Consider the following 24,871-nt stretch of genomic DNA (forward strand, 5'->3'; position numbering starts at 1 on the left):
GATCCCGCGCCGTTAAGAAGTCCTAACCGATAAGTCTGCCGATCAGCCCTTGGTGACGAGCGGCGGCATGTAGGCCGGCGGGCTGTTGAGATCCCAGCGCACGCCGATCTTGACGTCGTGCGAAGTGATGTCCCTGACCTTGATCGAGGTGGGGCCCGAAGCGCTGTTGTCGAACAGGCGGTAGTTGCCGGGCGCACCGTCGCCGAGATTCATGTAGCTGTAGGCCAGTTCGACGGTGAATCCGGGATTGACCCTGTAGGCGAGACCGGCGTGGGCGGCCCAGGCCAGGTTCCACTTCCCATTGTCGGCGAAGTAGGCGACGCTGTTGTTCAGACCGGGGCTGTACGACACGCCGTCGTCGCGGAAGCCGCTGATCTTGTTGTAGGAGCCGCCGACACCGGCGCCGATGAACGGGGTGATGCACCACCAAGTGCCGAGATCGACGTAGGCGTTGGCCATCACGACCCACTCGGACTTGCTGCCGGTGTAGTTGTTGACGCCGACGAAGCCGGGGCCGACGACGTTGTCGCTGCCGTGCAGATTCGATTTGCCGCGATACTGGCCGATCAAGTCAGCGCGGAACCAGTTGTTGAAGCGATAGCCGACGCCGAGATCAAACAGTCCCGCCGAGTCGAAGCCGAGGCCCTCGGTTGTCTTCGAATACCCGGCCGGCAGGGCGCTCTCGATGCTCTTGGCGCGCTGGTTGGTCATGCCGACATCGCCGCGCAGATACCAGCCGCCGAAGTCGGCGGGCGGGGCGACCGGCGCGTACATGGGAGGCGGCGCCGCGATCGGCATGTCGGCAGCGAACGCCATCGACGAAATCAGGGTTGCCGCACCCGCGGCAAGGAGAGACTTAACGCTACGCATTGGCTTCGTCCTTTTGGCCGGTGAGGCAAATACACAGGCCTCACGTTCTGGAAACTCACGACGCGGACGATGCCAGCAAATGTTTAAGCGCCACTTAACCCTAATTTTTAAGGTTGATTTTTCGTGATGGCTCGCGCGCAGGGACGGGAAGCGTTGCAAAAATGCAGCGCCTCGCGCGGCAATTGCTAACGATGCGTAAAGCCGCAATGCAGCCGGAGAGATTCCGTTAACGCGCGTGCCGCGGCAGCTTGGGCAGAAACACCGCAAGCAGGCCGATCGCGGGCAAATAGGCGCAGATCTGGTAGACGAACTCGATCGAGGTGTGGTCGGCGACCTTGCCGAGCACGGCGGCGCCCAAGCCACCGATGCCGAACGCAACGCCGAAGAACACGCCGGAGATCATGCCGAATCTGTGCGGCACCAGTTCCTGCGCGAACACGATGATCGACGACGTCGTCGAGGAGATGATCAGGCCGATGACGACCGAGAGCACCGCGCTGCCGACGAGCCCGGCATAGGGCAGCGCCAGCGTGAACGGCAGCGCGCCCAGGATCGAGATCCAGATCACGATCTTGCGGCCGAAGCGATCGCCCAAGGGACCGCCCAGAAACGCGCCGACGGCGTTCGCCGCGAGGAAGATGAAGAGGTACATCTGCGCCGCCTGCGTCGACACGCCGAACCGGTCGATCAGGTAGAAGATGTAATAGCTCGACAGGCTCGAGACATAGAGCTGTTTTGAGAACAGCAGCGCCACCAGCACGAGCAGCGCAACGATAACGCGGCGCGAGTTCGGCGCGTCGGGATGGGCCTGCACCGCCGCCGTCTTCTTCGCCTTGATCTGCGGCGCATACCAGCGGCCGATGCGCCAGAGGATGAGGATCGCGAGGAACGCGATCGAGGAGAACCAGGCGATGCTGCCCTGCCCGAACGGCACCACGATCAACGCTGCCAGCACCGGCCCCATCGAGGTGCCGAAACTGCCGCCGAGCTGAAACACAGATTGCGCGAAACCGTAGCGCCCGCCGGAGGCAAGCCGCGCGATGCGCGCGGACTCCGGGTGAAACACCGCCGAGCCGAGGCCGACCAGCGCGGCGGCGACGAGAATGACGAGATATTGGTGCGCAGCGCTGAGCAGCAAGAGGCCGAAGAAGGTCGAGGCCATGCCGATCGCCAGCGAATAAGGCTGCGCCTTCTTGTCGGTGTAGTGGCCGACCACCGGCTGCAGCAGCGAGGCCGTGAACTGGAAGGCCAGCGTGATCATGCCGATCTGCGCGAAGTCGAGCGCGTAGGTGTCCTTCAGGATCGGATACACCGAGGCGATCAGCGATTGCATGGTGTCGTTGAGGAAGTGCGAGAAGCTGATGCCGGCGAGCACGACATAGGCGGGCCCTGCCGCTTTGGCGGCGGGTGCCAACTCAGCGACGACGACGGGCTCGGTCAGCGTTTCCTCTGAGACGACGACAGGCTTGTTCAATTGAGCGTCCCGGCAGGCGCGGCGAATCGCCGCACTGTCTAACTACGATGCAAGCTGCGGCCGAACCACCGCCAATCGTCGATGGCTGGAATGCGCTTCCTGCTCCGGGTTCACCTCTGCGGAACAGCGCGGCCTGCATGGTTCGAGACGCCCGCCTTTGGCGGGCTCCTCACCATGAGGGTCTGGGATTTCGCCGAGAAGCACGACCTCATCCTGAGGAGCCCGCGAAGCGGGCGTCTCGAAGAATGGCTGCGAGCTCAGGCGGCCGCCTGCCCCAGGGCGGAGACGATGGTGTCGACGACGTCCTCGACCAGGATGCGGTCTTCGCCCTCGCCCATGACGCGGATCACGGGCTCGGTGCCGGAGGAGCGGATCAAGAGGCGGCCGTGACCGTTGAGGCGCTTCTCGCCGTCGGAGATCGCCGATTTGACGTCGGAATCGTCGAGCGGCTTGCCGCCCTTGTGGCGGACGTTCTTGAGGATCTGCGGCAGCGGATCGAAGCGGTGGCAGACTTCCGACACCGGCCGGCGCAGCTTCTGCACCACCGCGAGCACTTGCAGCGCAGCGACAAAACCGTCGCCGGTGGTGGCGTAATCGGACAGGATGATGTGGCCCGACTGCTCGCCGCCGAGATTGTAGCCGCCGTTCAGCATCTGCTCGAGCACGTAGCGGTCGCCGACGGGCGTGCGCACCAGATCGAGCCCCTGCCCTTTCAGGAAGCGCTCGAGCCCGAGATTGGACATCACGGTGGCGACGATGCCGGGACGCGACAGGCGGCCGTCTTCCTTCCAGCTCTGCGCGATCACCGCCAGCAGCTGGTCGCCGTCGACGACATGGCCGCGCTCGTCGACCAGGATGACGCGGTCGGCGTCGCCGTCCAGGGCAATGCCGATGTCGGCGCGCATCTCGCGCACCTTCCGCGACAGGGCTTCCGGCGAGGTCGAGCCGCAATCCTTGTTGATGTTGAAGCCGTCGGGCTCGACGCCGATCGGCACCACGTCGGCGCCCAATTCCCACAGCGCCTCCGGCACCACCTTGTAGGCCGCGCCGTTGGCGCAATCGATCACGACGCGCAGGCCGTCGAGCGAGAGGTCGCGCGGCAGCGTGCGCTTGGCGAATTCGATGTAGCGGTCATGCACGCCGTCGATGCGGCGGGCACGGCCCAGGCTCGCGCTCTGTGCGAGCCGCTTCTCGATGGGCTCGTCGAGCAGCAGCTCGATCTGCTTCTCGACGTCGTCGGAGAGCTTGAAGCCCTGCGGGCCGAACAGCTTGATGCCGTTGTCCTCGAACAGATTGTGCGAGGCCGAGATCATGACGCCGAGATCGGCGCGCATCGACTTGGTCAGCATCGCGACCGCCGGCGTCGGCATCGGCCCGACGAGCAGCACGTCCATGCCGACCGAGGTGAAGCCAGCGACCATGGCGTATTCGATCATGTAGCCGGACAGACGGGTGTCCTTGCCGATCACGACCCGGTGACGGTGGTCACCGCGCTGAAACGCAAGGCCTGCGGCCTGGCCGACCTTGAGCGCGAGCTCCGGCGTGATCAGTCCGTTGGCGCGGCCCCGAATCCCGTCCGTCCCGAAATATTTGCGGCTCATATCGTCCCCCAAGCAACAACCAGGGGATCCCCTCTACAACCACGGGCTGCCCGAACGGGACCCGCATCCCTGATTTGCTGGGGGTCTTATAAGCCTTGCGCGGCTAACTTGGCTTCAAAAAATATGATGAATCATTACGGAACCGGGGCGTCGCCGCTCCGGTAAGATCTTGTTAACATTATATTTCCTGCCCATGGCGCCGGAAAAGGGCGGAACCCGCTTCAATCGCTGCGCTTCACGTGGCCGTCGCCGCGGCTCGGAGCCGGCTGAGTGACGTTGACGGGATCGGAGCCGGGAAAGGTCTCTTCCAGACCCTCTTCGAGGGCTTCCTCGAGATCATGCTTCTCCTTGATCTCTTCCGGCGAAAGTCCAGCGTGCGGCTTCGTCATGACGCCCTCCTGCAAAACGTTCTGCAAACGGATTTGGCTGTGCGGCCAACCATGCTAGATGACCCCGAAATCTTCCAATGCAAGACTGCGTAGAAGACGGGCCGGGGAACGATCATGAAGCATATCACCTGTATCGACGATCTTCGCGCGCTGCATAAGCGCCGCGTGCCGAAGGCGTTCTTCGACTATTGCGACCGCGGCTCCTATGCCGAGGAGACGTTGCGGGCCAACCGCGAGGACATGCAGGCGATCAAGTTCCGCCAGCGCATCCTGGTCGACGTCTCCAAGCGCGACACCTCGACCACGATCCTCGGCGAGCCCTCGACCATGCCGCTGATGCTGGCGCCCGTCGGCCTGCTCGGCATGCAGCATGGCGACGGCGAGATCCACGCCTGCCGCGCCGCGCAGGCGGCGGGCATCCCGTTCACGCAATCGACCATGTCGATCTGCTCGATCGAGGACATCGCCGCCAACGTCGAGAAGCCATTCTGGTTCCAGCTCTACGTCATGAAGGACCGCGGCTTCATCAAGGAATTGATCCAGCGCGCGATGGCGGCCAAGTGCAGCGCGCTGGTGCTCACCGTGGACCTCCAGGTGATCGGCCAGCGCCACGCCGACATCAAGAACGGCATGACGGTGCCCCCCGAGTGGTCGCTGTCGAAACTGCTGGATTTCGCCAGCAAGCCCGCCTGGGTCTCCGGGGTGCTGCAAGGCAAGCGCCGCACCTTCGGCAACATCGCCGGCCACGTGAAGAACACCGAGGATCTCAATCGCCTCGCCGAGTGGACGGCCTCGCAGTTCGACACCTCGCTGAACTGGAAGGACGTCGAGTGGGTCCGCAGCATCTGGCCGGGCAAGCTCGTCATCAAGGGTATCCTCGACGCCGAGGATGCCGAGGAAGCCGCCAAGACCGGCGCGCAGGCCCTCGTCGTCTCCAACCATGGCGGCCGTCAGCTCGACGGCGCGCCCTCCTCGATCGAGGTGCTGCCCGAGATCGCGGATGCGGTCGGTGACAGGATGGAGATCATGTTCGACGGCGGCATCCGCTCGGGCCAGGACGTGATGCGCGCGCTCGCGCTCGGCGCAAAGTCCTGCATGCTCGGCCGCGCCTACGCCTACGGCCTGGGCGCCGGCGGCCAGGCCGGCGTCGCCAAGGCGATCGACATCATCCAGAAGGAGCTGCTCACCACCATGGGCCTGTGCGGCGTCAACCGGATCGACGAGATCGACGATCATGTGATCGCGATGTGAGGTGCCGCAGGGTGGGCAAAGCGGAAGCGTGCCCACCACCTTTCGCGGAGCGAGAAAAGACGTGGGCACGGCGCAAGTGCGCCTTTTCCCACCCACCGATTGCTGTCGCCTCACATCGGCGGCGTCAGGCCGTCGCGGCCGACGCTGACGCGGTTGGTCTCGAACGAGCCGTCCGGCAATTGCTTCATGAAGGCGATGACCTTGGCGCCCGGCTTCAACTCGGATTTGTCGCTCGGCACGAAGGTCACCACCGGCGTGTTGTCGGCGACGAAGACTTTCTTCTCGCCGTCCTTGTACTTGACGAGCAGCGTATGCCCATCGTTGCCGACGACGCTTTCCGCCACCGTCGCATTGGTCATGCTCGAATTCGGCCTAAGGTCCCAGGGCCGCGAGCCCTCGCCGGTGCCACGCATGCTCTCCGGAAAGACGTGCACCTCGACGGCGTTCTGGCCACCGTCCGGTCCCGGCACCGTGGTCGCACCGATGAACGAACCCGGCTTGATGTCGGCGAGTGAAATCTTGGTAATGCCTGATACGTTCACATCAGGCGCGATGTGAAGCTTGACGTCCTCGCCGCTGCGCGACTTGACCTGCATGGTGTCGCCGTTGACGGCTTCGATGGTGCCGCGCACCCGCGTCGGCACCGGCGCCCTTTGGGCGAAGGCGCAGTAGGTCGAGACGGCCACCATCGCGACGGCGATCAGTGGACGTGTGAAACTTGCACGTTGAACAGGCATGACGGTCTCCGATTGTCCCACGACGGTAGAACTCCGGAGATGGTGTGCTATTCGCCGTGTCCCTCTCAAGTCTTTGTGAGATCGGCCTCGACCAATGCGCGCAGCTCGGCGGTGACCTCCGGCCGCCGGCCGAACCAAAGCTCGAAGCCGCGCACCGCCTGATGCAGCAGCATGCCGAGCCCGTCGGCGGTCTTCAAGCCACGTGCATTTGCGGCGGCGAGCAGCGGCGTCACCAGCGGCACATAGACGAGGTCGGCGACCACCGCCGCCTGCGGCAGGCGCGCGACATCGACATCGAGTGAGGGCTGGCCGTGCATGCCGAGCGAGGTCGTATTCACGAGAATTTTTGCACGCGGCAGCACGTCGTCGATCCCGTCCCACCTCACGGGATGCACGTTCGGCCCGAACTGTCCTGCCAGCGTCTCAGCCCGCGCGATGGTGCGATTGGCCAGATGGATGCGCTTGATCCCGCGCTCGAGCAGGCCGAACACGACCGCCCGCGAGGAGCCGCCGGCGCCGAGCACCAGCGCCTCCTCGGCGGCATCCCAGCCGGGCGCGCTGGCGTCGAGATTGCCGATAAAGCCTTCGACGTCTGTGTTGGTCGAGCGCAGCTCTCCGTCGGCAAACCACAGCGTGTTCGCCGCGCCGACGGCCCTGGCGCGGGCGTCGGGCGCCGACAGCGCCAGCACGCCTTCCTTGTGCGGGATGGTGACGTTGGCCCCGACGAAGCCGCGCAGCGACAGCCGCAGCACGAAATCCCTGAGGTCCTCGGGCGGCACCGCCTCGATGACATAGCCGCCCTCGATGCCCAATGTGCGCAGCCAGTAATGATGGATCAGCGGCGAGCGCGAATGCGCGGCCGGCCATCCGATCAGACAGGCTGCAGGAGCTTTGGGCATCGTTTCCTCGGTGTCGTATCCGAGGCGATCCATTTCGCCTCGCGCCCGCTCTGTCAAGCACGTGGGCGCCGCAGCGTCGGTCAAGCCGGCCGGCGCGAGAGCGGCGCGCCGTCAGCTCGCGGCAGCCTCCTCGCCCGCGCCGCCCTTGATGTCGGCAATGGCGCGCTCGAGGCTCTGGCGATAGCGCGCCCGCGGCGGCGTCACGCCATGGGTGAGCAGCGCGCGGCGGACTGCGGGCGAGGCCCCCGTGATGAACAGCCGGATGCCCTGGCGGTGGGCCTTGGCGGCGACGCGGCCAAGCACGTTGGCGGCCGTCGAATCCAGGAACGGCACCGCGGCGAAATCGACCACGAAGGCCTTGCGCTTGTCGGCGACCTCGTCGAGCACGCCTCCGATCGCGGAGGCCGCACCGAAGAAGAACGCGCCGGTGATTCGATAGACCAGCACGTCGCGATCGACCGCAAGCGCAGGATCGTAGCGAACGCGATCGCCGTTGCCGTCGTCGGGACGGTCGCCGGCGACCAGAGGCGAGCGTTCCTCGATGCCCGTCATCTCCGCCATGCGATGGATGAACAGCACCGCGCCGAGCGCGAAGCCGACCAGGATGCCTTCGGTGAGATCGCGGAAGATCGTCAGCAGGAAGGTCGCCAGCAACACGACGGCATCGCCCCAGGACGAGCGCACGAGCGTCGCAAATTCGTGCTTCTCCGCCATGGTCCAGGCCACCACGACCAGCACCGAGGCGAGCGCGGCCAGCGGGATGTAACTTGCGAGCGGCGCCGCGATCAGCATGAACAGCAGCAGGAACACGGAGTGCAGCATGCCTGCCAGCGGCCCGCGCGCGCCGGCGCGGATGTTGGTGGCGGTACGCGCGATCAGGCCGGTGACGCAGATGCCGCCGAACAACGCCGAGCCGATATTGGCGGCGCCTTGCGCCACCAGCTCGCAATTGGAGCGGTGACGGCGCCCGGTCATGCCGTCGGCCACCACCGCCGACAACAGCGATTCGATGGCGGCCAGCAGCGCGAACGAGATCGCATCCGGCAGCACGGCGGTCGCCTTCGCAACCGAGAACGTCGGCAGCGCCGGCGAGGGCAATTCGCGCGGAATGCCGCCGAAGCGCGAGCCGATGGTTTCCACCGGCAGCGACAGCACGGCACATGCGACGGCCGCTAGCACGACCGCGATCAGGATGCCGGGCCAGGACGGCCGCCAGATCCGCAAACCCGCGATGATGGCAATGCTGACGATGGCGACCGCGACCGCGGATGGATTGATGGTGTTGAGGCTGCCGGCGAGCGCGACCAGCTTTGGAACGAACTCGCTGGGCTCTTTCCCCGCAAGCGTGATCCCGCCGAGATCGCGGAGCTGGCTGGCGAAGATGATCACGGCGATGCCGGCGGTGAAGCCGACCGTCACCGGATAGGGAATGAACTTGATGTAAGTGCCGATCCGCAGGAATCCGGCGGCAACCAGGAAAAGCCCTGCCATCAGAGTGGCGAGAATGACGCCGTCGGCGCCGTGGCGCTCCGCGGTCGCTGCGACCAGGACGATGAACGCGCCGGCGGGTCCGCCGATCTGGAACCGGCTACCGCCGAGCAGCGACGCGATGAAGCCGCCGACGACAGCGGTGTAGAGGCCGCGGTCCGGCGTCACGCCCGAGGCGATCGCGATCGCCATCGAGAGCGGCAGCGCCACGATCGCAACCGTCAGGCCCGCGAACACGTCGGCGCGGAGATCCGCAAGACCATAGCCCTCGCGCCATACGGTCACGAGCTTTGGCAAATAGAGTTCGGTAAAGGTCGGCTGACGACGCCCGTGCAGCTTGCCTGCGTGTTCGCCCGTGATGCTCATGCCCACAATGCTCCGATGCATCGTGCGGCCGCGTATCGGGGCGCGACGGTGCGTTGGTTCAACCTGCTCCGAGCATGATCATCGCGGGATCACGCTCCCACCCGGCGTGGCGGCCCCGGCTCTTTCAGCCGAACACCACGTCCGCCGCCTTCGCTGCGCGCCTGTTCGCCGATCAGCTCGACGCCGGCCCGCTCGAACGCATCGACCACCCGCATCAGGGTCTCGACCACGCCACGAACGTTGCCGGTGCTCGCCTCCATCCGCTGGATGGTCGGCAACGACACGCCTGCGAGTTCCGCCAAGGTTCTCTGGTCAATGCCGAGCAGCGCGCGGGCTGCCCGCATCTGGAATGACGTGATCACCTTGGCCTCACGTATGAAAGCTTATATGTGATATCTAGAACATGTACAATGATGTAAAATACATCATCTGGCGATAAGCGCAAGGGCCGCCGCGTCCAGAAACACCGCTCTCGTGTCCCGGACGCAGCGCAGCACGCCCGGCGATGCGAAGCATCGTCCGGTGTGATGCGCTGCAGAGCCGGGACCCAAGCAACCGCGAAGTCCGTGGCTTTCTGGGTCCCGGCTCAGCGGAGCAATGCTGCGCATCGCAGCGCGTCCGGGACACGCTGTAGGGATCAGCGCACCCTCCCCCCGCGAGCGCGGAGAGAGTTGCGTCGACAGCTCACGCCGCGTGCTGATGCGCGGCGATGATCTGGTCGGCGGCGCGGCCGGTGACTTCGGCCATGTGGTCGAACGTGCGGGTGAAGCTGCCGGCGCCGGCGGTGGCCGAGCGCAGCTCCACGATCAGTTCGCCGATCTCGGCTTCCGGCATCATGGCGCGGACGCAGTCCCAGCCGCCCCAGCCGTCACGCGTGTCGAAGCCGAGGATCTGGCCGCGCCGCGCCGACAGGATCGCGTTGATCTTGGCGGTGGCCTCGGTCGGGCAGACGATCTCGACCACGTGGATCGGCTCCAGCAGCACCGACTGGCACAGCGGCAGGCCTTCGTTCAGTCCGATCCGCGCCGCCGTGCGGAAGGCGAGGTCGGAGGAATCGACGCTGTGATAGGAGCCGTCGGTCAGCGTCACCTGCAAATCGGTGACGGGGAAACCGAGCGGACCTCGCGTCAATCCGTCGACGACACCTTCTTCCACCGCGCCGATGTAGTTGCGCGGCACGGCGCCACCAACGACCTTCTCGGCGAACTTGAAGCCCTCGCCGCGCGGCAACGGCCTGATGTCGAGCACGACGTCGCCGAACTGGCCGTGGCCGCCGGACTGCTTCTTGTGTCGGCCGCGCTGAACGATCTGCTTGCGGATGGTCTCCTGATAGCCGATGGCGGGTGGATGCGAGGTGATCTTGACGCCGAAGCGGTCGCGCAGCCGCTCGCCGGCGACGCGCAGATGCATTTCGCCCTGCCCCCACAGCACGGTGTCGTGGGTCTGGGCGTTCATCACGATGACGAGCGAGGGATCCTCCTCGTGCAGCCGCGTCAGCGCCTGCCCGAGCTTGACGTCGTCCTTGCGATCGGTGGCCGCAACCGAGATCGCGAGCACCGGCGGCGTCGGCTCCGCGACCGCGAGCGCCGCAGGCGGGGTCTTGCCGCTCGAGACCGTGTCGCCGGTCTTGATCGAATCGAGCTTGGCGAGCGCCACCGTGTCGCCGGCTTCGGCCGCGGTACGCTTGGTGTCGTAGGCGCCGTTGACGGCGAGGATGCCGGAGATGCGCCCCGGTCCTCCGGAAGCGGATTGCAGCGTGGCGCCGTCGTCGAGATGGCCGGCGAGCAGCCGCGTCAATGACAGTTTGCCGCCATGCTGCGAATGCAGCGTCTTGAACACGAAGCCGAGCGCATCCCTGGTCTCGGCAACGCCGAGACGTTTTGCGGTCTCCGCTATTCCCGGCGCCTCGTGGCGCAGGGCCTTCATCAGGCGCAGCACACCGTTCTCGCGCGCGGCAGCGCCCAGCAGCACGGGGCAGATCAGCCCTTCGCGCAATTCACGGGCGAGATCGTCGAACACGGCATCACGCGGGGGCTGGATGTCTTCGAGCAGCTGCTCCATCAGCGCGTCGTCGTGATCGGCGAGCTTCTCCAGCATCGAGAAACGGGCTTCCTTCTCGCGATCGAGATCGCCGCCTTCGAGCGCGACCACCTCGGAGGCCTTGTGCTCGCGATAGACGAAGGCGCGTTCCAGCGCGAGATCCACGAAGCCCTCGATCAGCTCGTCCTTCCAGATCGGGATCTGGCGCAGCACCAGCGGCACGCGCGAGGCGGGCTGGAGCGTTGCGAGCGTCTCGCGGATGCGCTTGTTGGCGCGGTCGATCTTGTTGAGGAACAGGAAGCGCGGGATATTCATCTCCTCCAGCTCGCGCAGGATGATCTGAAGCTGCGGCAGCTTCTTCTCGTCGGCCTCGCAGACCACGATCGCGGCATCGACCGCGGGCAGCGCGGCGCGCATGTCGTGGGCGAACTCGACGGAACCGGGACAATCGAGGAAGGTATAGCTGTCGCCCATGAAACTCGTGGTGGCGGCAGTCAGGCCGACGCTCATCTTGTGATGACGGGCCTCGGGCGTGGCGTCGCCGACGGAGGTTCCGGCATCGACGCTGCCGGCGCGCGGGATTGCGCCCGTTCGCGCCAGGATTGCTTCCAGAAGTGTAGTTTTACCGCTTTGGAAAGGGCCCACCAGCGCAATGCACCGTGGACCTCGGGGACTTCTGACGTCTTGTCCCATTCGCCGCCTCCTTGGTGTGGAGCTCGGCCCATGATTGGGTCGGCAAGCGCAGATGCTCTGCCCGTCCCCGAGCTTTGGCAAGCGTCAAACGTCGCTGCGGTGCGTAGTCAGTTGTTTGTTACCGCTATCGCGCGGTGTTCACCTCTCCACGATGGGGAGAGGTGAACCAACACCTCCAGTGAGGCGCTTAACGGCCCGGACGGAGTTCCAGGCTTTCGAGGCCGGCGGCAATGTTGAGGCCGACCTGGCCCTGCAGGCTGAGCGGCTGCAGCGCGATCGAATTGTTCGAGCCGCCGATCAGCACATTGCCGCCAAGGCCGACGCCGACCGAGGCGCTGCCCTGCGCGCCCGCATAATTGCCCGCGAGGTCGCCGGGGCCAAGCCGGTCGACCGGCGCGAACACGCCCCAGGCCAGCGCCGTCTCCTGGGTGATGCCGATGTCGAGACCCACTTTGCGGATCGTCGCGACGTAGCGATCCTCGGGCAAGCCGTCGGCGCGCAGCACGCAGCCGAGATGGGTCACGGAGCCCACGATGAAGCCGACGCTGGCGCCGCCGCGGCATTCGAGCACACCGACCCGCACCATCCGCTGCTGCTGTGCGCCGCTGCTGGCGACGGAGGCAACGAGGCTGACTGCGGCGAGCCCGGCGAAGATGAACGAACGGCGCATGAAATATCTCCGGCGATGAATGTGATGCGAGCATTGGAAGGTGCAGTACAAGTCACGCAGGAGTCCTATGCCACAAGAGTGATGCCGGTGCCAGATTTCGCGAAGCAATAAAAAAGGCCCGCCGAAGCGGGCCTTTTCAAAATCCTGTCGCGACAGGCTCAGCGCAAATTACCGCAAAAACGCTGGATGCGCTTGCAGGCGTCTTCGAGGTCCGAGGTCTTGGTTGCGTAGGAGATGCGGAAAGCCGGACCGAGGCCGAAGGCCGAACCCTGCACGACGGCAACGCCTTCGGTCTCGAGCAACTCGGTCACGAAGGTCTCGTCATTGTCGATCACCTTGCCCGACGGTGCGGTCTTGCCGATCGTGCCCGCGCAGGACGGATAGACGTAGAAGGCGCCTTCGGGACGCGGGCATTCGATGCCCTTGGCCTGGTTGAGCATGGAGACCACGAGGTCGCGGCGCTCCTTGAACACCTTGTTGTTGGCGGGGATGAAGTCCTGCGGACCGTTCAGCGCTTCCACCGCGGCCCACTGGGCAATCGACGACGGGTTCGAGGTCGACTGCGACTGGATCGTCGCCATCGCCTTGATCAGCTGAACTGGGCCGCCGGCATAGCCGATGCGCCAGCCGGTCATGCAATAGGCCTTCGACACGCCGTTCACGGTGAGCGTGCGGTCGTAGAGTTTCGGCTCGACCTGCGCCACGGTGGTGAAGACGAAATCGTCATAGACGAGATGCTCGTACATGTCGTCAGTCATCACCCAGACATGCGGATGCTTGACCAGCACGTCGGTGAGCGCCTTCAGCTCGGCCCTGGTGTAGGCCGCGCCGGTCGGGTTCGAGGGTGAGCACAGGATGACCCATTTGGTCTTCGGCGTGATCGCGCGTTCGAGCGCCTCGGCCTGGAGCTTGAAGCCGGTCGCTGCGGTGCAAACCACCGGCACCGGCTCGCCGCCGGCGAGCGCCACCATCTCGGGGTAGCTGACCCAGTAGGGCGCGGGAATGATCACCTCGTCGCCCGGATTGATGGTCGCCATCAGCGCGTTGTAGAGCACCTGCTTGCCGCCGGTGCCGACGATGATCTGGTTCGGCTTGTAGGTGAGACCGTTCTCGCGCTGAAACTTGCCGATGATGGCTTCCTTCAACTCGGGAATGCCGTCGACTGCGGTGTACTTGGTCTTGCCGGCTTCGATGGCGTGGATTGCCGCCAGCTTGATGTTGGCGGGCGTGTCGAAGTCGGGCTCGCCGGCGCCTAGGCCGATGACGTTGCGGCCCGCCGCTTTCAGCGCACGTGCTTTATCCGTGACCGCGATGGTCGCGGACGGCTTCACACGGTCGAGCGCAGCGGCAAGGAAGGACATCGTCATCTCCTGACAAGCGTCGTGAACCCTTTGGCCTCACGACTCCGATTGTGGGAATGAGACACCCTAAAACGTGTGCCGCTGCACCGCAAGAAACTTCGGCCAGATCTCGGAAAAACTTACGGATCTGGAGCGGTTCAAGCAGCGATTTCCAGCAATTTTCCGCAACTTTACCGCGCGAATCGCTCATATTTCAGAAGGCTTGTCCTCGGAGCAATATTTGCGCGTTGCGGTCATCATGAAATCGATACGCCGTCATGCCCGGGCTTGTCCTGGCCATGACGAGCAGAGACACATATCGTCCAACCCGCACACGATCACGCGACGCGATGCGTCGCATGTTGACGCAAGCGTGAACTGCGTTGCATGGCCGCACGGAAACGATCTTCCGCCGCATTGCAGTGCGGTAGGGTTTTCGAGTTTTTCTATTGGCCGGCCCTTGCGGCGGATTCGCATCGGCATCATTGTTTAGCCGCGTCGCGGGGCAACAAGCGCCGCGCCTCCCCGTCTTTCGGATTCATTCCCAGAATGTACAAGCTCTATTCGATGCAACGCTCGGGCAACAGCTACAAGGTCCGCCTTGCGCTGGCGCTGCTGAACGTGCCTTACGAAGCGGTCGAGGTAGACATTCTGCGCGGCGAGAGCCGCACGCCTGACTTTCTGACCAAGAACCCGTCGGGACAGGTACCGCTGCTCGAGGTCGGCGACGACCGCTTTCTCGCCGAGTCCAATGCCATCCTCTGGTACGTCGCCGTCGGCACGCCGCTCGCACCGGAGAACCGCATCGACCGCGCCGAGGCGCTGCAATGGATGTTCTTCGAGCAGCACGCACTCGAGCCGAACATCGGCGCAGCCTATTTCTGGCTGTCGCTGGTCAAGGGCGGCCGCGACCTCCAGACCCATTCGCTGGAGGACTGGATGGAGCGCGGCTATGGCGCGCTTCAGGTGATGGAGAATCACCTCAAGACCAACGCCTATTTCGCCGCGCGCCAACTGACCGTCGCCGACATCGCGCTGTACGGCTACACCCACCTCGCCGACCGCTGCGACTTCGATCTTTCGACCTTCCCGGCGATCCGCGACTGGCTGAGGCGGGTGGAGGCTGCGCCGGGCTTCGTGCCGATGGACTGGCGGCCGGCCGACGTCGACGATCCCGCCAGCATTGCCGCCGGCGCCTGAGCGCGTCATGCGCTCCGGCGAATAGCGGGCACAAGCGCCATCTTTGCCGCATTGTCGCCATTTTCAGTAGGATAGCCGCCGCAATATTGCCGGTTGAAACTGGGAAATTCCGGAAGGTCGCGGGTGATTCGCTCGCGTGTTGAAGGATTTAGACCATGATACGGGCGTCCGGCACGGCAGGCTTTCAGGGCCAACCCGCTACCGTTTCGTCTTCCCGGCTGACCAACGCGGTCGCGGCCTCGCTCGCCATCGCCGCGCTCTCGCTGTGCCTGATCGTCACCCTGACGGTGCTGTCGACCAAGGCGACCATGGCGATGGGCCTGCCGGTCTGATTCCCGTTTCATCCTGGACCCGCTTTCAAGGCGCCGCGTGGCCCGCGCCGACCGGCATCGCGACAGGACGTTGATGAAATCACCCGTGGTAGTCGTTGCAATCACCCTGACTGCGGCCATCCTCGTCGCGGCGTCGCTGTTGATATTCGTCGGCACGCGCAAAGGCCCGGGGATATCCACGCTGAACGCGCCCGCGCTGCAACAGCGCGAGCGGTCCGTGCATTTAGTCTAAAAACAACCGAAAGCTTTGCACTTGCAGGCAAGCGCACCTTAAGCGCCCCGCACGAAATCGCATTGCGCTCCTGCAACCATGGGTCAGTCTGGCGGCCTTATCTCGTTCAGGGAGGAACGGGCCAGGCTCATGCGGTTCGGATGGCGTGCCATTTCCGGTCCGGCGCTGACGGCAGCGATCACGCTGCTGGCGATCCTGCTCGATCGTTTTGTCCCCGTCCCCTCGCCTGCGCCGCTGTTCGTCTGCGTCATAGCCTTGGCCGGCGCATTGTCGGGCTTCGCCTCCGCCATGAGCAGCGCGGCGCTCGCGGTGATCGGCGCAGCGCTGCTGTTCCTCGCCCACGGCGCCGGCCCGTTCCATGCGCCGGCAGATCTGCTCCAACTCGGCCTGCTCGCGATCGCGGCTGCCGCCACCGCGGGGATCACCGGCGTGATGCGCGCGCGGCTGCTCGGCAGGTTCGCGACCGAGCGCCGGAGCCACGCCGCGGCGGCACGGTTGTCGGCAGCGCTCGACCAAGTCGATATCGGCATCGTGCTGCTCGATGCCGAGACGCGGGTCGAGTTCATCAACCGCGCGTTCCGCGATTATTTCGCGGTGCCGGACGAGATCGCCGACGGCAAGCCGCCCTTCATCGCGCTGATGTATCACGGCCGCGACACCGGCGCGTTCGAGCTGCCTGAGGACGAGCTCGGTACCTTCATCGCGCAGCGCATGGAGATGGTGCGGATCGGCGATGCCACGCCGATCAACATCGCCTTGCGCAACGGCGAGGTGCTGCGCTTCGTCTGCACCGCCCTGCCCGACGGCGGACGCATGCTCAGTTACACGCCGGTGACCGACCTCGTGCGCCACACCGACGCGCCCTCACGGGCCGACTACTACCGCTCGCTGCGCGATCCTGCCGGCCGCAGGCTGATCCGGTACCTGCGCGTCGCGGAGTGATGCGACTTGCGATTGATCGGCACGCCCGTCTTCACGTATGAAGGACCTCCCATCGATCGCAGGAAATTCACATGTCGCTCACCATTCGCGCCGTCACCAGGCAGGACTATGATCAATGGCTGCCGCTGTGGAACGGCTACAACGCTTTCTACGGCCGCTCCGGCCCGACCGCGCTGGCACCCGAGATCACGCGCGTGACGTGGCAGCGTTTCTTCGATGCCTACGAGCCGGTGCATGGGTTGGTCGCCGAGAGCGACGGCAAGCTGCTCGGCATGACGAACTACCTGTTTCATCGCAGCACCACGGCGATCGAGCCGTCATGCTATCTGCAGGACCTGTTCACCTCCGAAGGAGCGCGCGGCAAGGGCGTCGGCGCGGCGTTGATTCACGGCGTGTACGAGCGGGCGAAACTGGCGGGATCGCCGCGCGTCTATTGGCAGACGCACGAGACCAATCTCACGGCGCAGCGCCTGTACGACAAGGTCGCGGAGCGTTCCGGCTTCATCGTCTATCGCAAGCTGTTCTGATCCCAGCGCGCACCTGTGGATAACTCCGCCTGTCACCCGCGCGTAACATAGCCGGACTACGCTGCACCTGCGTCTGATCAGGCCCCCCGTCACCGATCAAGCGCCCCAAGCGGTCCCCGTCAGTCGCCGCGTCTGACAGGGGCCGCATTTTTTTGTCCGCTTTGTTGGCATGGCAGCAGCGCGGCGCGCGCCTTGCTGCTGCGGCGCACGATGGTCACAATGGGTGGCTGCTCTCTCTGACAGGATCCACCATGGAAATTCGCAATCTCGGCGCCTCCGGCCTTCGTGTGTCCGCGGTCGGGCTCGGCTGCAACAATTTCGGCCAGCGCACGGATCTGGAGACCTCGCGCAAGGTGATCCATCGCGCGCTCGATCTCGGCATCACGCTGTTCGACACCGCCGACATCTATTCGAACATGGGCGGCTCGGAGACCGTGCTCGGCGCAGTGCTGGGCGATCGTCGCAAGGACATCGTGCTGGCGACGAAATATTCCAAGCCGATGGCCGAGGACGGCACCAAACAGGGCGCCTCGCGCCGCTATATCATGGACGCCGTGGAAGCGAGCCTGAAGCGGCTGAAGACCGATTACATCGATCTCTACCAGCAGCACGACTATGACCCGCTGACACCGATCGAGGAGAGCCTGCGCGCGCTCGACGATCTCGTCCGCCAGGGCAAGGTGCGCTACATCGGCAATTCGAACTTTCCGGCCTGGCGCGTCGCTGAAGCCGAGTACGTCGCGCGCGCGATGAATGTCAGCCGCTTCGTCTCCTGCCAGGACGAATACTCGCTCGTCGTGCGCGACATCGAGAAGGACCTGCTGCCGGCAGCAACGGAATACAAGCTCGGCCTGTTGCCATTCTTCCCGCTCGCGAGCGGACTTCTGACCGGCAAGTACCGCAAGGGCGAGGCCGCGCCCGGCGATACCCGCTTCGGCAGGATGGAACGGCTGCGCGACCGCTACGTCACGCCCCGCAACGAGGACATCGTCGAAAAGCTCCAGGCCTTCGCCAAGGCGCGCGGCCACAGCATGCTCGAGCTCGCCTTCTCCTGGCTCGCCGCCCGCCCGCAGGTGTCGAGCGTGATCGCCGGCGCCACCCGCGTCGAGCAGATCGAGCAGAACGTCAAGGCGATCGCCTGGAAGCTCAGTGCCGAGGAGATGGCGGAGATCGACAAGATCACCCTGGGCTGACGTTTGCGGCGCGGCGCTACTTCGCCACGGTCTGTATCACCTCGAAGCCTTCGAACTGGGGATGGCCGAGATAGGTGGGCTTGTGATCCCCGGCCCGCGCATGCGCCGCGCGAAACGCCTCCGACTTGGTCCATGCCTCGAATACGGCGTGGTTCGCCCACACCGTGTGCGAGGCATAGAGCGTGTGGTCCTCGGCTTCCGGTCCGCGCAGCAGATGGAATTCGACGAAGCCCGGCACCTTGTCCAGATGCGTGTCGCGGCCGAGCCAAACCTGCTCGAAAGCGGCCTCGGAGCCCTTGGCGACACGGAAGCGGTTCATGGCGATGTACATGGGTGATTTCTCCTGATGCTCGGCTCATCATGTCGTCATTCCAGGACGCGCCGCAAGGCACGGGTTCGGAATGACGGTCTTGATTAAGCCACCAGCCCCTGCATCGGCCGTGCTCCCGCACTATCCGGAAACACCGTCTCGGCCAGTACGCGATCCGAGAGGCCAAATTGCCCTTGCAGCACACCCTTGATCACGGAACGCAGATCGGCGGTGGGCTTGAGGTCGCGCCCTTCGTAGAGATTGGCGAGCTTGAGGCCCGGCCAGTCGGAGATGACGCGGCCGCCTTTCACGGCGCCGCCGGCGAGCAGCGCGATCGTGCCGGTGCCGTGATCGGTGCCGTCGGTGCCATTGATGCGCGCGGTACGGCCGAATTCGGTGGCGACGACGACGACGGTGTCGCGCCAGCGCTCCCCCAACCCGGTTTCGAGTTCGGCGAGTGCGCCGTCGAGCCCGCCGAGCAGGAAGGCGAGACGACCGACCGGGCCGCCCTCCTTGGCATGCGTGTCCCAGCCGTCGAAGGCGAGCGCGGCGATGCGCGGGCCGTCATCCGCCGCCATCAGCTTGGCCGCGCCGCGCGCGACCTGGCGCATCTGCGCCACCGCATTGCCGGGTTTCGGCTTCATGTCGGCGCCGCTCGCGGCCTTGTCGAGCTGAAGGCCTTGCGACAGGGCCATCGCCAGCGCGGGATCGCGATGACGGTAGAGATCGACGAGGCGCATCGCGGTATCGTCGTCGGCGTGCGGCAGCGCCACCGGGGCCCAGCCGACGGTCGGCGCGTTGCCGCGCAGCACCAGCGGCGTGGTGGGCCCGACGGCAAGAGCGCTCGATACCCGCTCGCCGCGCGGCAGCGCTTCCAGCGCGCGATTGAGCCAGCCGGACTGCACGCGGCCCGGCCCGGCATAACCGCTTTCGAGCACATCCTGGCCGTCGAAATGCGAGCGGTCGCGATAGGGCGTCGCCACCGCATGGATCACCGCCGCATGCCTGTCGCGATACATGCGCGCAAATTCCGGCATCGCCGGATGCAGCGCAAAGAAGGAATCCAGCATGATCGCGGGATGCGCTCCATCCGCGGCGAGCGCGATCGAGCCGTGCAGGCCGGCATAATCAGGATCGCCGATCGGCGCGACGGTCGAGAGACCGTCGAGCGCGCCGCGCAGGATCACCACGATCAGACGGGGATCGCGGCCGTCGGCTGCGCGGGCGAATTTCGGCAAGTAAGCCCAGGCTGCAAACGAGGCGCCGCCGAGCAGAAGGCTACGACGCGAGGTGAGGAGGCGGTTCTCGACGCAGTCGATCATCATCATCTCCGCTGCATTTCCGGCGACATCAGCAGCAGCGCCAGCGCCTGCTGGCGCGACTCCGCGCGCTCGACGGCTCGCCGCGTTTCGATGGAGGCCGCATCGGCCGCCGCGAATTCCAAGAGGTCAAGCGGATCGATATTGTTGCCGAGCCGCGCCCCGATCTGCGCGGCGATATCGAGCCTGAGTTTCATGCCCTCGGGTGCGGCCCAGGCGGCATTGGTATCGGCGAAGCCGTTGGGGCCCGACGGCGACCATAACGGTTGGCCGAGCAGGTTGAGACCATTGAGATAGCGGCCGGGATCCTCCGGCACGCGCGCGAGCAGCCGCCCGCTCGCGACCAGGAAATCGTAAGGACTGCGCATCTTGGTCAGCGGCGCCTTCCAGGCCTCGTCGGAATCGACCAGTGCCGTCGCAAGCGCCTTGAGGTCGCCGTCGGTCTTGACGAAGATTTCGCGTAACCGCGCGACCAGCGCCGGCGGCGGCTCGTCGGCGACGAAATGGCGGACGAATTTGGCGGCGATGAAGTTCGCGGTCGACGGATGGCGCGCGATGTCGGCGAGCGCGGCCTCGCCTTGCGCAAGGCCCGTCGCCTCGTAGCTCTTGCCGAGCAGCATCTGCGCGCCGGGCTGGTGCGCATTGGTGTTGAACACGAAGGAGCCGGGCGTGCCGAGCTGCCCCTGCCGTCCGGCAAAGGTCCAGCCGGTGATGATGCGTGCGAGCGAGGTGACGTCGCTTTGCGTGTAGCCGCCGCCGACGCCAAGCGTGTGCAGCTCCATGATCTCGCGCGCGAGATTCTCGTTGAGCCCGCGCTTGCGATTCTGGCCCGCGCGCGAATCCGGCCCGAGCGATTGCTGGTTGTCGAGGAAGAACAGCATCGCGGGATGCTGCTCGACCGCCTTCAGCATGTCGGCAAAGCGTCCGAGCACATGCGGGCGGATCGCCTCGCGCTCGAACGCGCCGGCCCAGATCCGCGCCAACTCGCCCTTGCCGGCCGAGATGCAGAAATGGTTGGACCAGAACACGACGAGGCGCTCGGTGAAGCCGCATTCGACCAGCGTCGCGCGCTGCAACCGCGCCAGCGCTTCGGCGCGGAAGGTCTTCTGAATCACGTTGAGCGGTTGCGGAGCCGGCTTTGCCGCCGGCGGTGCAGCGGCGTTGGGCTGCATGGTGTCCGGCTTCGCCAAATTGTCGGCCGGTTTCGCCTCTGCCATCTGGCCGGCGATCTCGGTCGCGGCCGCGTTGAGCGAGAGATTGCGACGCAAGACGGGCTTCTGTTCGGCGGTCGGCTGCGCCTCGGTCGGCACGGCAGCCTTCGCCGCGGCGTCGCGCGCCTGCTTGACCTGATCCTGATAGGCGAACACGGCCTGGCCGAGTTGCGGCGTCGACTGTAGCCCCGGCGCTTCCAGCAGCACGCCGTTCGGGCGACCGAGCTCCGCCTTGACGAAACCTCTGGGATCGGAGGCTGCGTTGATGAGATCGCCGGAGGCGCCGCCGCGGGCGCCGAAGCCAAAACGGTTGAGCGCGACGAGCGCGGCTTGCGAATCGCGGGCCATCAATTTGTCCTTCGCGTGTCGGGAGCCGCTTTCGGAGTCCGCGCGCGACGCCTAATATACCGCAGCGACAGATGAACCCGACATGAAAATCACGGCGAAGCTTCGACGTAAATCATGACAGATCCGAAAGAATCCTCAGCCCCGGAACCGCGCCGCCTCGCCTGCGCGCGCTGCGGCACCGAGTTCGGCTGCGACCTCTCAGGCAGTTGCTGGTGCACGGAGGAAACCGCAAAACTGCCGATGCCGGTCGAGGGCGAAGACTGCCTGTGCCGGGAATGTTTGAGGAAAGCGGCGGAGGAAGCCCGTAGCCCGGATGGAGCGCGAGCGTAATCCGGGAATCGTTCCGTCGGCGGCGGCCCCGGATTTCGCTGCGCTCCATCCGGGCTACGAAGCTTACACTGCATGCCCCGGCGATTTCCGCGCCATGCCGTCGAACGCGTCGAGCAGTTTTTCGCGCCAGGCATAAACCGGATCATCCGCCTCGAGCAGCTTGAACGGGCTGACCACGCGCGCCCACTGAAAGCCGCCGAACACGATGTAGTCGGCATAGTTCGGCGCAGCGCCGCCGATGAAGGGCTGCTTCTTGACGGTCTGCCGCATCACCTCCAGCGATTCGCGGAACGCGACCACGCCGGTGTCGCGGCTCGCCATGACCTGTTCCAGGCTCTTGCCGCCGAAGCGCGCCTCGCGCGACTGGCGGAAATAGGCGGCGTCGACCTCGGCGAGATTGTTCGGGATGTCGGCAACGATCAGCGGGAAGATGCCGCCGACGATCGCGATGTCGCCGAAGGCGTTAAGCATGCGCGCCATGGCGCGGCCGCCCTCGCCGCCGAACAGCGACGGACGGTCGGGGAAATGATCTTCGAGATAGGTCGCAATCGTCCAGGAATCGACCACCGGCTTGTCGTCGTGCAGCAGCACCGGGACCTTTTCCGAGCCGTGCGGCGCGATCGCGCTCTTCTCGGTGAAGCGCCAGGGCAGCGATTCCGCGGACAGGCCTTTATGCGCCAGCGCCATCCGCGTGCGCCAGCAATACGGGCTGAACGGGCGCGCGGCGTCGGTGCCGACGAGTTCGTAGAGCTTGAGTGACATGGCATTCCCTGTCAGACCCTCATCCTGAGGAGCGCGGAACGCGCGTCTCGAAGGATGAAGGCCCGTCTCGGCCTCGCCCTTCGAGACGCGCGCGAGATGCACGCTCCTCAGGGTGAGGGTCTCCTATTCTGGATTGCTTCGCTCGCGCTCGCAATGATGTTGTAGTGAGGCATCACCGTCCGTTCGTGCGCAGCAGCCTCTCGCCGCCTTCCGTCACCGCGATCACCAGCCCCACACCTGCAATGGTCTCGCGCGCGACGTAGCCGCGGTCGGCGGCGTCCTCCCAGATGGTGAGGCGCGGACACGAGGTCTTCCAGGTCGCGATCACCTCGGCATAGGCGCGCGGCTCGCGCGCGACCCATTCGACGAAGTCGAGCACCAGCGGATCGGCAATCTCGCTCATTGCAAACCTCCCTTGTCGAAGGCGGCGAGCACCGGAGCGCGAAGCATGAGCCAGCCGCCATAGGCGATGTAGTAGCAGGCGATGGTGGTGATCAGCTTGTTCGACCAGGCCACGAATTGCTGGTCGGTCATGGCTTCGAGGATGCGCCGCGCCAGCGTGGTGCCGAGCATCGAGGCAAGGATGGCGACGCCGGCGAGCACGGGATCTAGGCTCGCGGCCTGGTCGATGATGCCGCCGAAATAGATCAGCTTGGTGAAGTGGCTGACGAGCTGGCACATCGCCTTGGTCGCGACCTTCTCGCGCCGGCCGAAATCGCCGCCGAGGAAGAAGGTGTCGAGCAGCGGGCCCGACACGCCGGTCATCAGCATCAGTCCCATGCAGATCGTTCCGTAGACAGTGCCCTGCCAGAGACGGTCGGATCCGGCTTGATAGTCGACGGCAACAGCCGCGCCATGAACGGGGTGATGCCGAGCAGCAGCAGCGCCATCGGCTTGTCAGGCACATAGCGGGTGAGCGACCAGGCCGCGAGCGCGATTGCGGCGCCGACCATAAAGTTCGCGACCGGCCGCCAGCGGATATGCGCACGCCACAAAAAGGCCCGCCAGCCGTTGGAGGCCATCTGCGTGATCGCATGCAGCACCATCGCGGTCGGCAGCGGCATCAGCGCCAAGAGCACGCCGATCAGGATCAGCCCGCCCGCCATGCCGAACAGCCCCGACAGGAACGCGGTGCCGACCATCAGCAATCCGAGGGCAGCGATCATGATGGGCGTCACGTGGGGTTTCCTCTCGGCAGGCAAGGGACGCAGGCTGCCTCAATTCCTCGCCCCGCTTGCGGAGAGCGAAGAGGTCGTGGCGCTTCCCGGCAAATCAGCCTGAAACTACGCTGTAAAATCTGCCCCGCTTGCTCCACCTTCGCAAACTGAGTTATCTTGGCCTGGCCTCAGCTTTCCTGAGGGTCTTGTATGAGGTCCTGCATTTGCGGCGTCTGCTGTTTCTCAACGGCATCAAGGCATTCGAGGCGGCGGCGCGGACCGGCAGCTTTGCTGCGGCCGGGCTCGAGCTGAGCGTGTCGGCGGCCGCGGTCAGCCGCATGGTGCATCTGCTGGAAGAGCGGCTCGGCGTCGCGCTGTTCGAGCGCAAGGCCAACAAGCTGGTGCTGACCCAGGCCGGCCGTGCCTATCAAAGCGGGCTGACGCCGATCTTCGATGCGCTGGCCAGCCTGACCGCGCAGGTGACCGCGCCGGCAAGCGTTCGCGTGCTCACCATCGGCGTCGGCCACACCTTTGCGATGCGCTGGCTGATCCCGCGCCTGTCGGAGTTTCGCAGCGAGGAGCCCGACATCGAGGTTCGCTTCACCACCGGCGGCGCGTCGGTGCCGTTCGGCGAGGACTGGAGCTGCGGCATCAAGCTCGGCACCGGCGACTGGCCCGGGCTGGTCGCCGAGCCGCTGTTCGCCGGCGATCTCACCCCGGTCTGCGTGCCCCGCCTCGCGAGCGTCCTCAAGCGCCCGGCCGACCTCAAGGGCCCGAGCCTGATCCGGGTCGAACATTCACCCGAGGACTGGCCGATCTGGCTGAAGGCCGCGAACCTCCCTCGCATCAACCCGCGCGGGCCCGAGTTCCAGTTCTACGGCCAGGCGCTGCAGGCCGCCGCCGACGGGCTCGGCATCGCCATGGGCATCCGCCCCTATATCGACGACGACCTCGCCGCCGGCCGGCTGGTCGCCCCGTTCGACCTCTCGGTGCCCAAGGGCATGCGCTGGTATCTGGTCTATCGCAGCTTCCAGACCGAGCAGCGCGACTTTGCCGCGTTCCGCCGCTGGATCATGCGCGCGGCCTCGGAACCCGCCACCCGTCCGACGCCGGGAAGCAAAAAAGCCCGCCGTTTGTGAACGGCTTCACATTCCGCAATCCGCAATCGTGGTCCCCTGACCCTCCGAAAA

General features: G+C 65.6%; 25 protein-coding genes and 1 pseudogene. 9 read left to right on the forward strand and 17 right to left on the reverse strand.

The features are described from left to right. Window positions 1-42 precede the first annotated feature (42 nt). From IVB24_RS36095 to IVB24_RS36110, 4 genes are all read right to left on the reverse strand, one after another. A complete protein-coding gene (locus tag IVB24_RS36095) occupies window positions 43-870 on the reverse strand; it encodes an outer membrane beta-barrel protein (protein WP_094973005.1) in 828 nt (275 codons plus the stop codon). A 226-nt stretch (window positions 871-1,096) separates the two neighbouring features. Next, on the reverse strand, window positions 1,097-2,344 hold the full coding sequence (locus IVB24_RS36100) for an MFS transporter (protein ID WP_247771413.1): 1,248 nt from the start codon (window positions 2,342-2,344) through the stop codon (window positions 1,097-1,099). 257 nt (window positions 2,345-2,601) lie between these two features. Then, window positions 2,602-3,945, reverse strand: a complete 1,344-nt coding sequence (glmM, locus tag IVB24_RS36105; RefSeq protein WP_094973007.1) for a phosphoglucosamine mutase — start codon at window positions 3,943-3,945, stop codon at window positions 2,602-2,604. 221 nt (window positions 3,946-4,166) lie between these two features. After that, a complete protein-coding gene (locus IVB24_RS36110; protein ID WP_162848620.1) occupies window positions 4,167-4,334 on the reverse strand; it encodes a hypothetical protein in 168 nt (55 codons plus the stop codon). 114 nt (window positions 4,335-4,448) lie between these two features. Between IVB24_RS36110 and IVB24_RS36115 the strand changes: the two genes are divergently transcribed. Then, entirely contained in the window at window positions 4,449-5,585 is a 1,137-nt protein-coding gene (locus IVB24_RS36115) for an alpha-hydroxy acid oxidase (RefSeq protein ID WP_247771414.1), read from the forward strand. 110 nt (window positions 5,586-5,695) lie between these two features. Here the strand turns inward: IVB24_RS36115 and IVB24_RS36120 are convergent, their stop codons facing one another. From IVB24_RS36120 to IVB24_RS36150, 7 genes are all read right to left on the reverse strand, one after another. Beyond that, complete coding sequence (locus IVB24_RS36120) at window positions 5,696-6,322, reverse strand: hypothetical protein (RefSeq protein WP_247771415.1); 627 nt, start codon at window positions 6,320-6,322, stop codon at window positions 5,696-5,698. A 65-nt stretch (window positions 6,323-6,387) separates the two neighbouring features. Then, window positions 6,388-7,221, reverse strand: coding sequence for a shikimate dehydrogenase (locus IVB24_RS36125; RefSeq protein WP_247774238.1), 834 nt, complete (start codon window positions 7,219-7,221; stop codon window positions 6,388-6,390). Window positions 7,222-7,332: 111 nt separating this feature from the next. Continuing rightward, entirely contained in the window at window positions 7,333-9,075 is a 1,743-nt protein-coding gene (locus tag IVB24_RS36130; RefSeq protein WP_247771416.1) for a SulP family inorganic anion transporter, read from the reverse strand. 89 nt (window positions 9,076-9,164) lie between these two features. Then, on the reverse strand, window positions 9,165-9,437 hold the full coding sequence (locus IVB24_RS36135) for a helix-turn-helix domain-containing protein (protein WP_094973011.1): 273 nt from the start codon (window positions 9,435-9,437) through the stop codon (window positions 9,165-9,167). Window positions 9,438-9,759: 322 nt separating this feature from the next. Continuing rightward, the gene (locus tag IVB24_RS36140; protein ID WP_247771417.1) at window positions 9,760-11,808 is read right to left on the reverse strand and encodes an elongation factor G; all 2,049 of its coding nucleotides are present in this window, start codon (window positions 11,806-11,808) and stop codon (window positions 9,760-9,762) included. A 187-nt stretch (window positions 11,809-11,995) separates the two neighbouring features. Beyond that, window positions 11,996-12,478, reverse strand: a complete 483-nt coding sequence (locus tag IVB24_RS36145) for a DUF992 domain-containing protein (RefSeq protein WP_140482862.1) — start codon at window positions 12,476-12,478, stop codon at window positions 11,996-11,998. 158 nt (window positions 12,479-12,636) lie between these two features. Then, window positions 12,637-13,839, reverse strand: a complete 1,203-nt coding sequence (locus IVB24_RS36150) for a pyridoxal phosphate-dependent aminotransferase (protein WP_094973483.1) — start codon at window positions 13,837-13,839, stop codon at window positions 12,637-12,639. A 528-nt stretch (window positions 13,840-14,367) separates the two neighbouring features. Here IVB24_RS36150 and IVB24_RS36155 point away from each other — a divergent pair. From IVB24_RS36155 to IVB24_RS36180, 6 genes are all read left to right on the forward strand, one after another. Beyond that, a complete protein-coding gene (locus IVB24_RS36155) occupies window positions 14,368-15,018 on the forward strand; it encodes a glutathione S-transferase family protein (RefSeq protein WP_094973014.1) in 651 nt (216 codons plus the stop codon). Between the two features lie 155 nt (window positions 15,019-15,173). Further along, entirely contained in the window at window positions 15,174-15,350 is a 177-nt protein-coding gene (locus IVB24_RS36160; protein ID WP_162848619.1) for a hypothetical protein, read from the forward strand. Window positions 15,351-15,387: 37 nt separating this feature from the next. Then, the gene (locus tag IVB24_RS36165; RefSeq protein ID WP_094973015.1) at window positions 15,388-15,582 is read left to right on the forward strand and encodes a hypothetical protein; all 195 of its coding nucleotides are present in this window, start codon (window positions 15,388-15,390) and stop codon (window positions 15,580-15,582) included. A gap of 129 nt (window positions 15,583-15,711) precedes the next feature. Continuing rightward, window positions 15,712-16,524, forward strand: a complete 813-nt coding sequence (locus IVB24_RS36170) for a PAS-domain containing protein (RefSeq protein ID WP_247771418.1) — start codon at window positions 15,712-15,714, stop codon at window positions 16,522-16,524. A gap of 71 nt (window positions 16,525-16,595) precedes the next feature. After that, window positions 16,596-17,051, forward strand: coding sequence for a GNAT family N-acetyltransferase (locus tag IVB24_RS36175; RefSeq protein ID WP_094973017.1), 456 nt, complete (start codon window positions 16,596-16,598; stop codon window positions 17,049-17,051). A 251-nt stretch (window positions 17,052-17,302) separates the two neighbouring features. Then, window positions 17,303-18,244: an aldo/keto reductase gene (locus IVB24_RS36180; protein ID WP_247771419.1), complete on the forward strand. Its 942-nt coding sequence runs from the start codon at window positions 17,303-17,305 to the stop codon at window positions 18,242-18,244. Between the two features lie 16 nt (window positions 18,245-18,260). Here the strand turns inward: IVB24_RS36180 and IVB24_RS36185 are convergent, their stop codons facing one another. The 3 genes from IVB24_RS36185 to IVB24_RS36195 form a co-directional block, all read right to left on the reverse strand. After that, the gene (locus IVB24_RS36185; protein WP_094973019.1) at window positions 18,261-18,575 is read right to left on the reverse strand and encodes an antibiotic biosynthesis monooxygenase; all 315 of its coding nucleotides are present in this window, start codon (window positions 18,573-18,575) and stop codon (window positions 18,261-18,263) included. Window positions 18,576-18,658: 83 nt separating this feature from the next. Then, window positions 18,659-19,876: a DUF1501 domain-containing protein gene (locus IVB24_RS36190; RefSeq protein ID WP_247774239.1), complete on the reverse strand. Its 1,218-nt coding sequence runs from the start codon at window positions 19,874-19,876 to the stop codon at window positions 18,659-18,661. Window positions 19,877-19,878: 2 nt separating this feature from the next. After that, the gene (locus tag IVB24_RS36195; RefSeq protein ID WP_247771420.1) at window positions 19,879-21,432 is read right to left on the reverse strand and encodes a DUF1800 family protein; all 1,554 of its coding nucleotides are present in this window, start codon (window positions 21,430-21,432) and stop codon (window positions 19,879-19,881) included. A 114-nt stretch (window positions 21,433-21,546) separates the two neighbouring features. Here IVB24_RS36195 and IVB24_RS36200 point away from each other — a divergent pair, with 114 nt between their 5' ends. Further along, window positions 21,547-21,762, forward strand: a complete 216-nt coding sequence (locus tag IVB24_RS36200) for a cysteine-rich CWC family protein (RefSeq protein WP_247771421.1) — start codon at window positions 21,547-21,549, stop codon at window positions 21,760-21,762. A gap of 63 nt (window positions 21,763-21,825) precedes the next feature. On the opposite strand, the gene IVB24_RS36205 is transcribed toward IVB24_RS36200, so the two are convergent. From IVB24_RS36205 to IVB24_RS36215, 3 genes and pseudogenes are all read right to left on the reverse strand, one after another. After that, window positions 21,826-22,524 carry a glutathione S-transferase family protein gene (locus IVB24_RS36205; protein ID WP_247771422.1) on the reverse strand — a complete coding sequence of 233 codons (699 nt, stop codon included), beginning with the start codon at window positions 22,522-22,524 and terminating at the stop codon, window positions 21,826-21,828. Window positions 22,525-22,696: 172 nt separating this feature from the next. Further along, a complete protein-coding gene (locus tag IVB24_RS36210; protein ID WP_247771423.1) occupies window positions 22,697-22,927 on the reverse strand; it encodes a hypothetical protein in 231 nt (76 codons plus the stop codon). Beyond that, a pseudogene (locus tag IVB24_RS36215) lies at window positions 22,924-23,702 on the reverse strand (sulfite exporter TauE/SafE family protein). The gene IVB24_RS36210 and the pseudogene IVB24_RS36215 overlap by 4 nt, the downstream one beginning before the upstream one ends. Before the next feature lie 203 nt (window positions 23,703-23,905). On the opposite strand from IVB24_RS36215, the gene IVB24_RS36220 reads away from it, so the two are divergent. Then, entirely contained in the window at window positions 23,906-24,820 is a 915-nt protein-coding gene (locus IVB24_RS36220) for a LysR substrate-binding domain-containing protein (RefSeq protein WP_247774240.1), read from the forward strand. Window positions 24,821-24,871 lie beyond the last annotated feature (51 nt).

The organism is Bradyrhizobium sp. 192 (assembly GCF_023100965.1).
In the GTDB taxonomy this organism is placed as follows: domain Bacteria; phylum Pseudomonadota; class Alphaproteobacteria; order Rhizobiales; family Xanthobacteraceae; genus Bradyrhizobium; species Bradyrhizobium symbiodeficiens.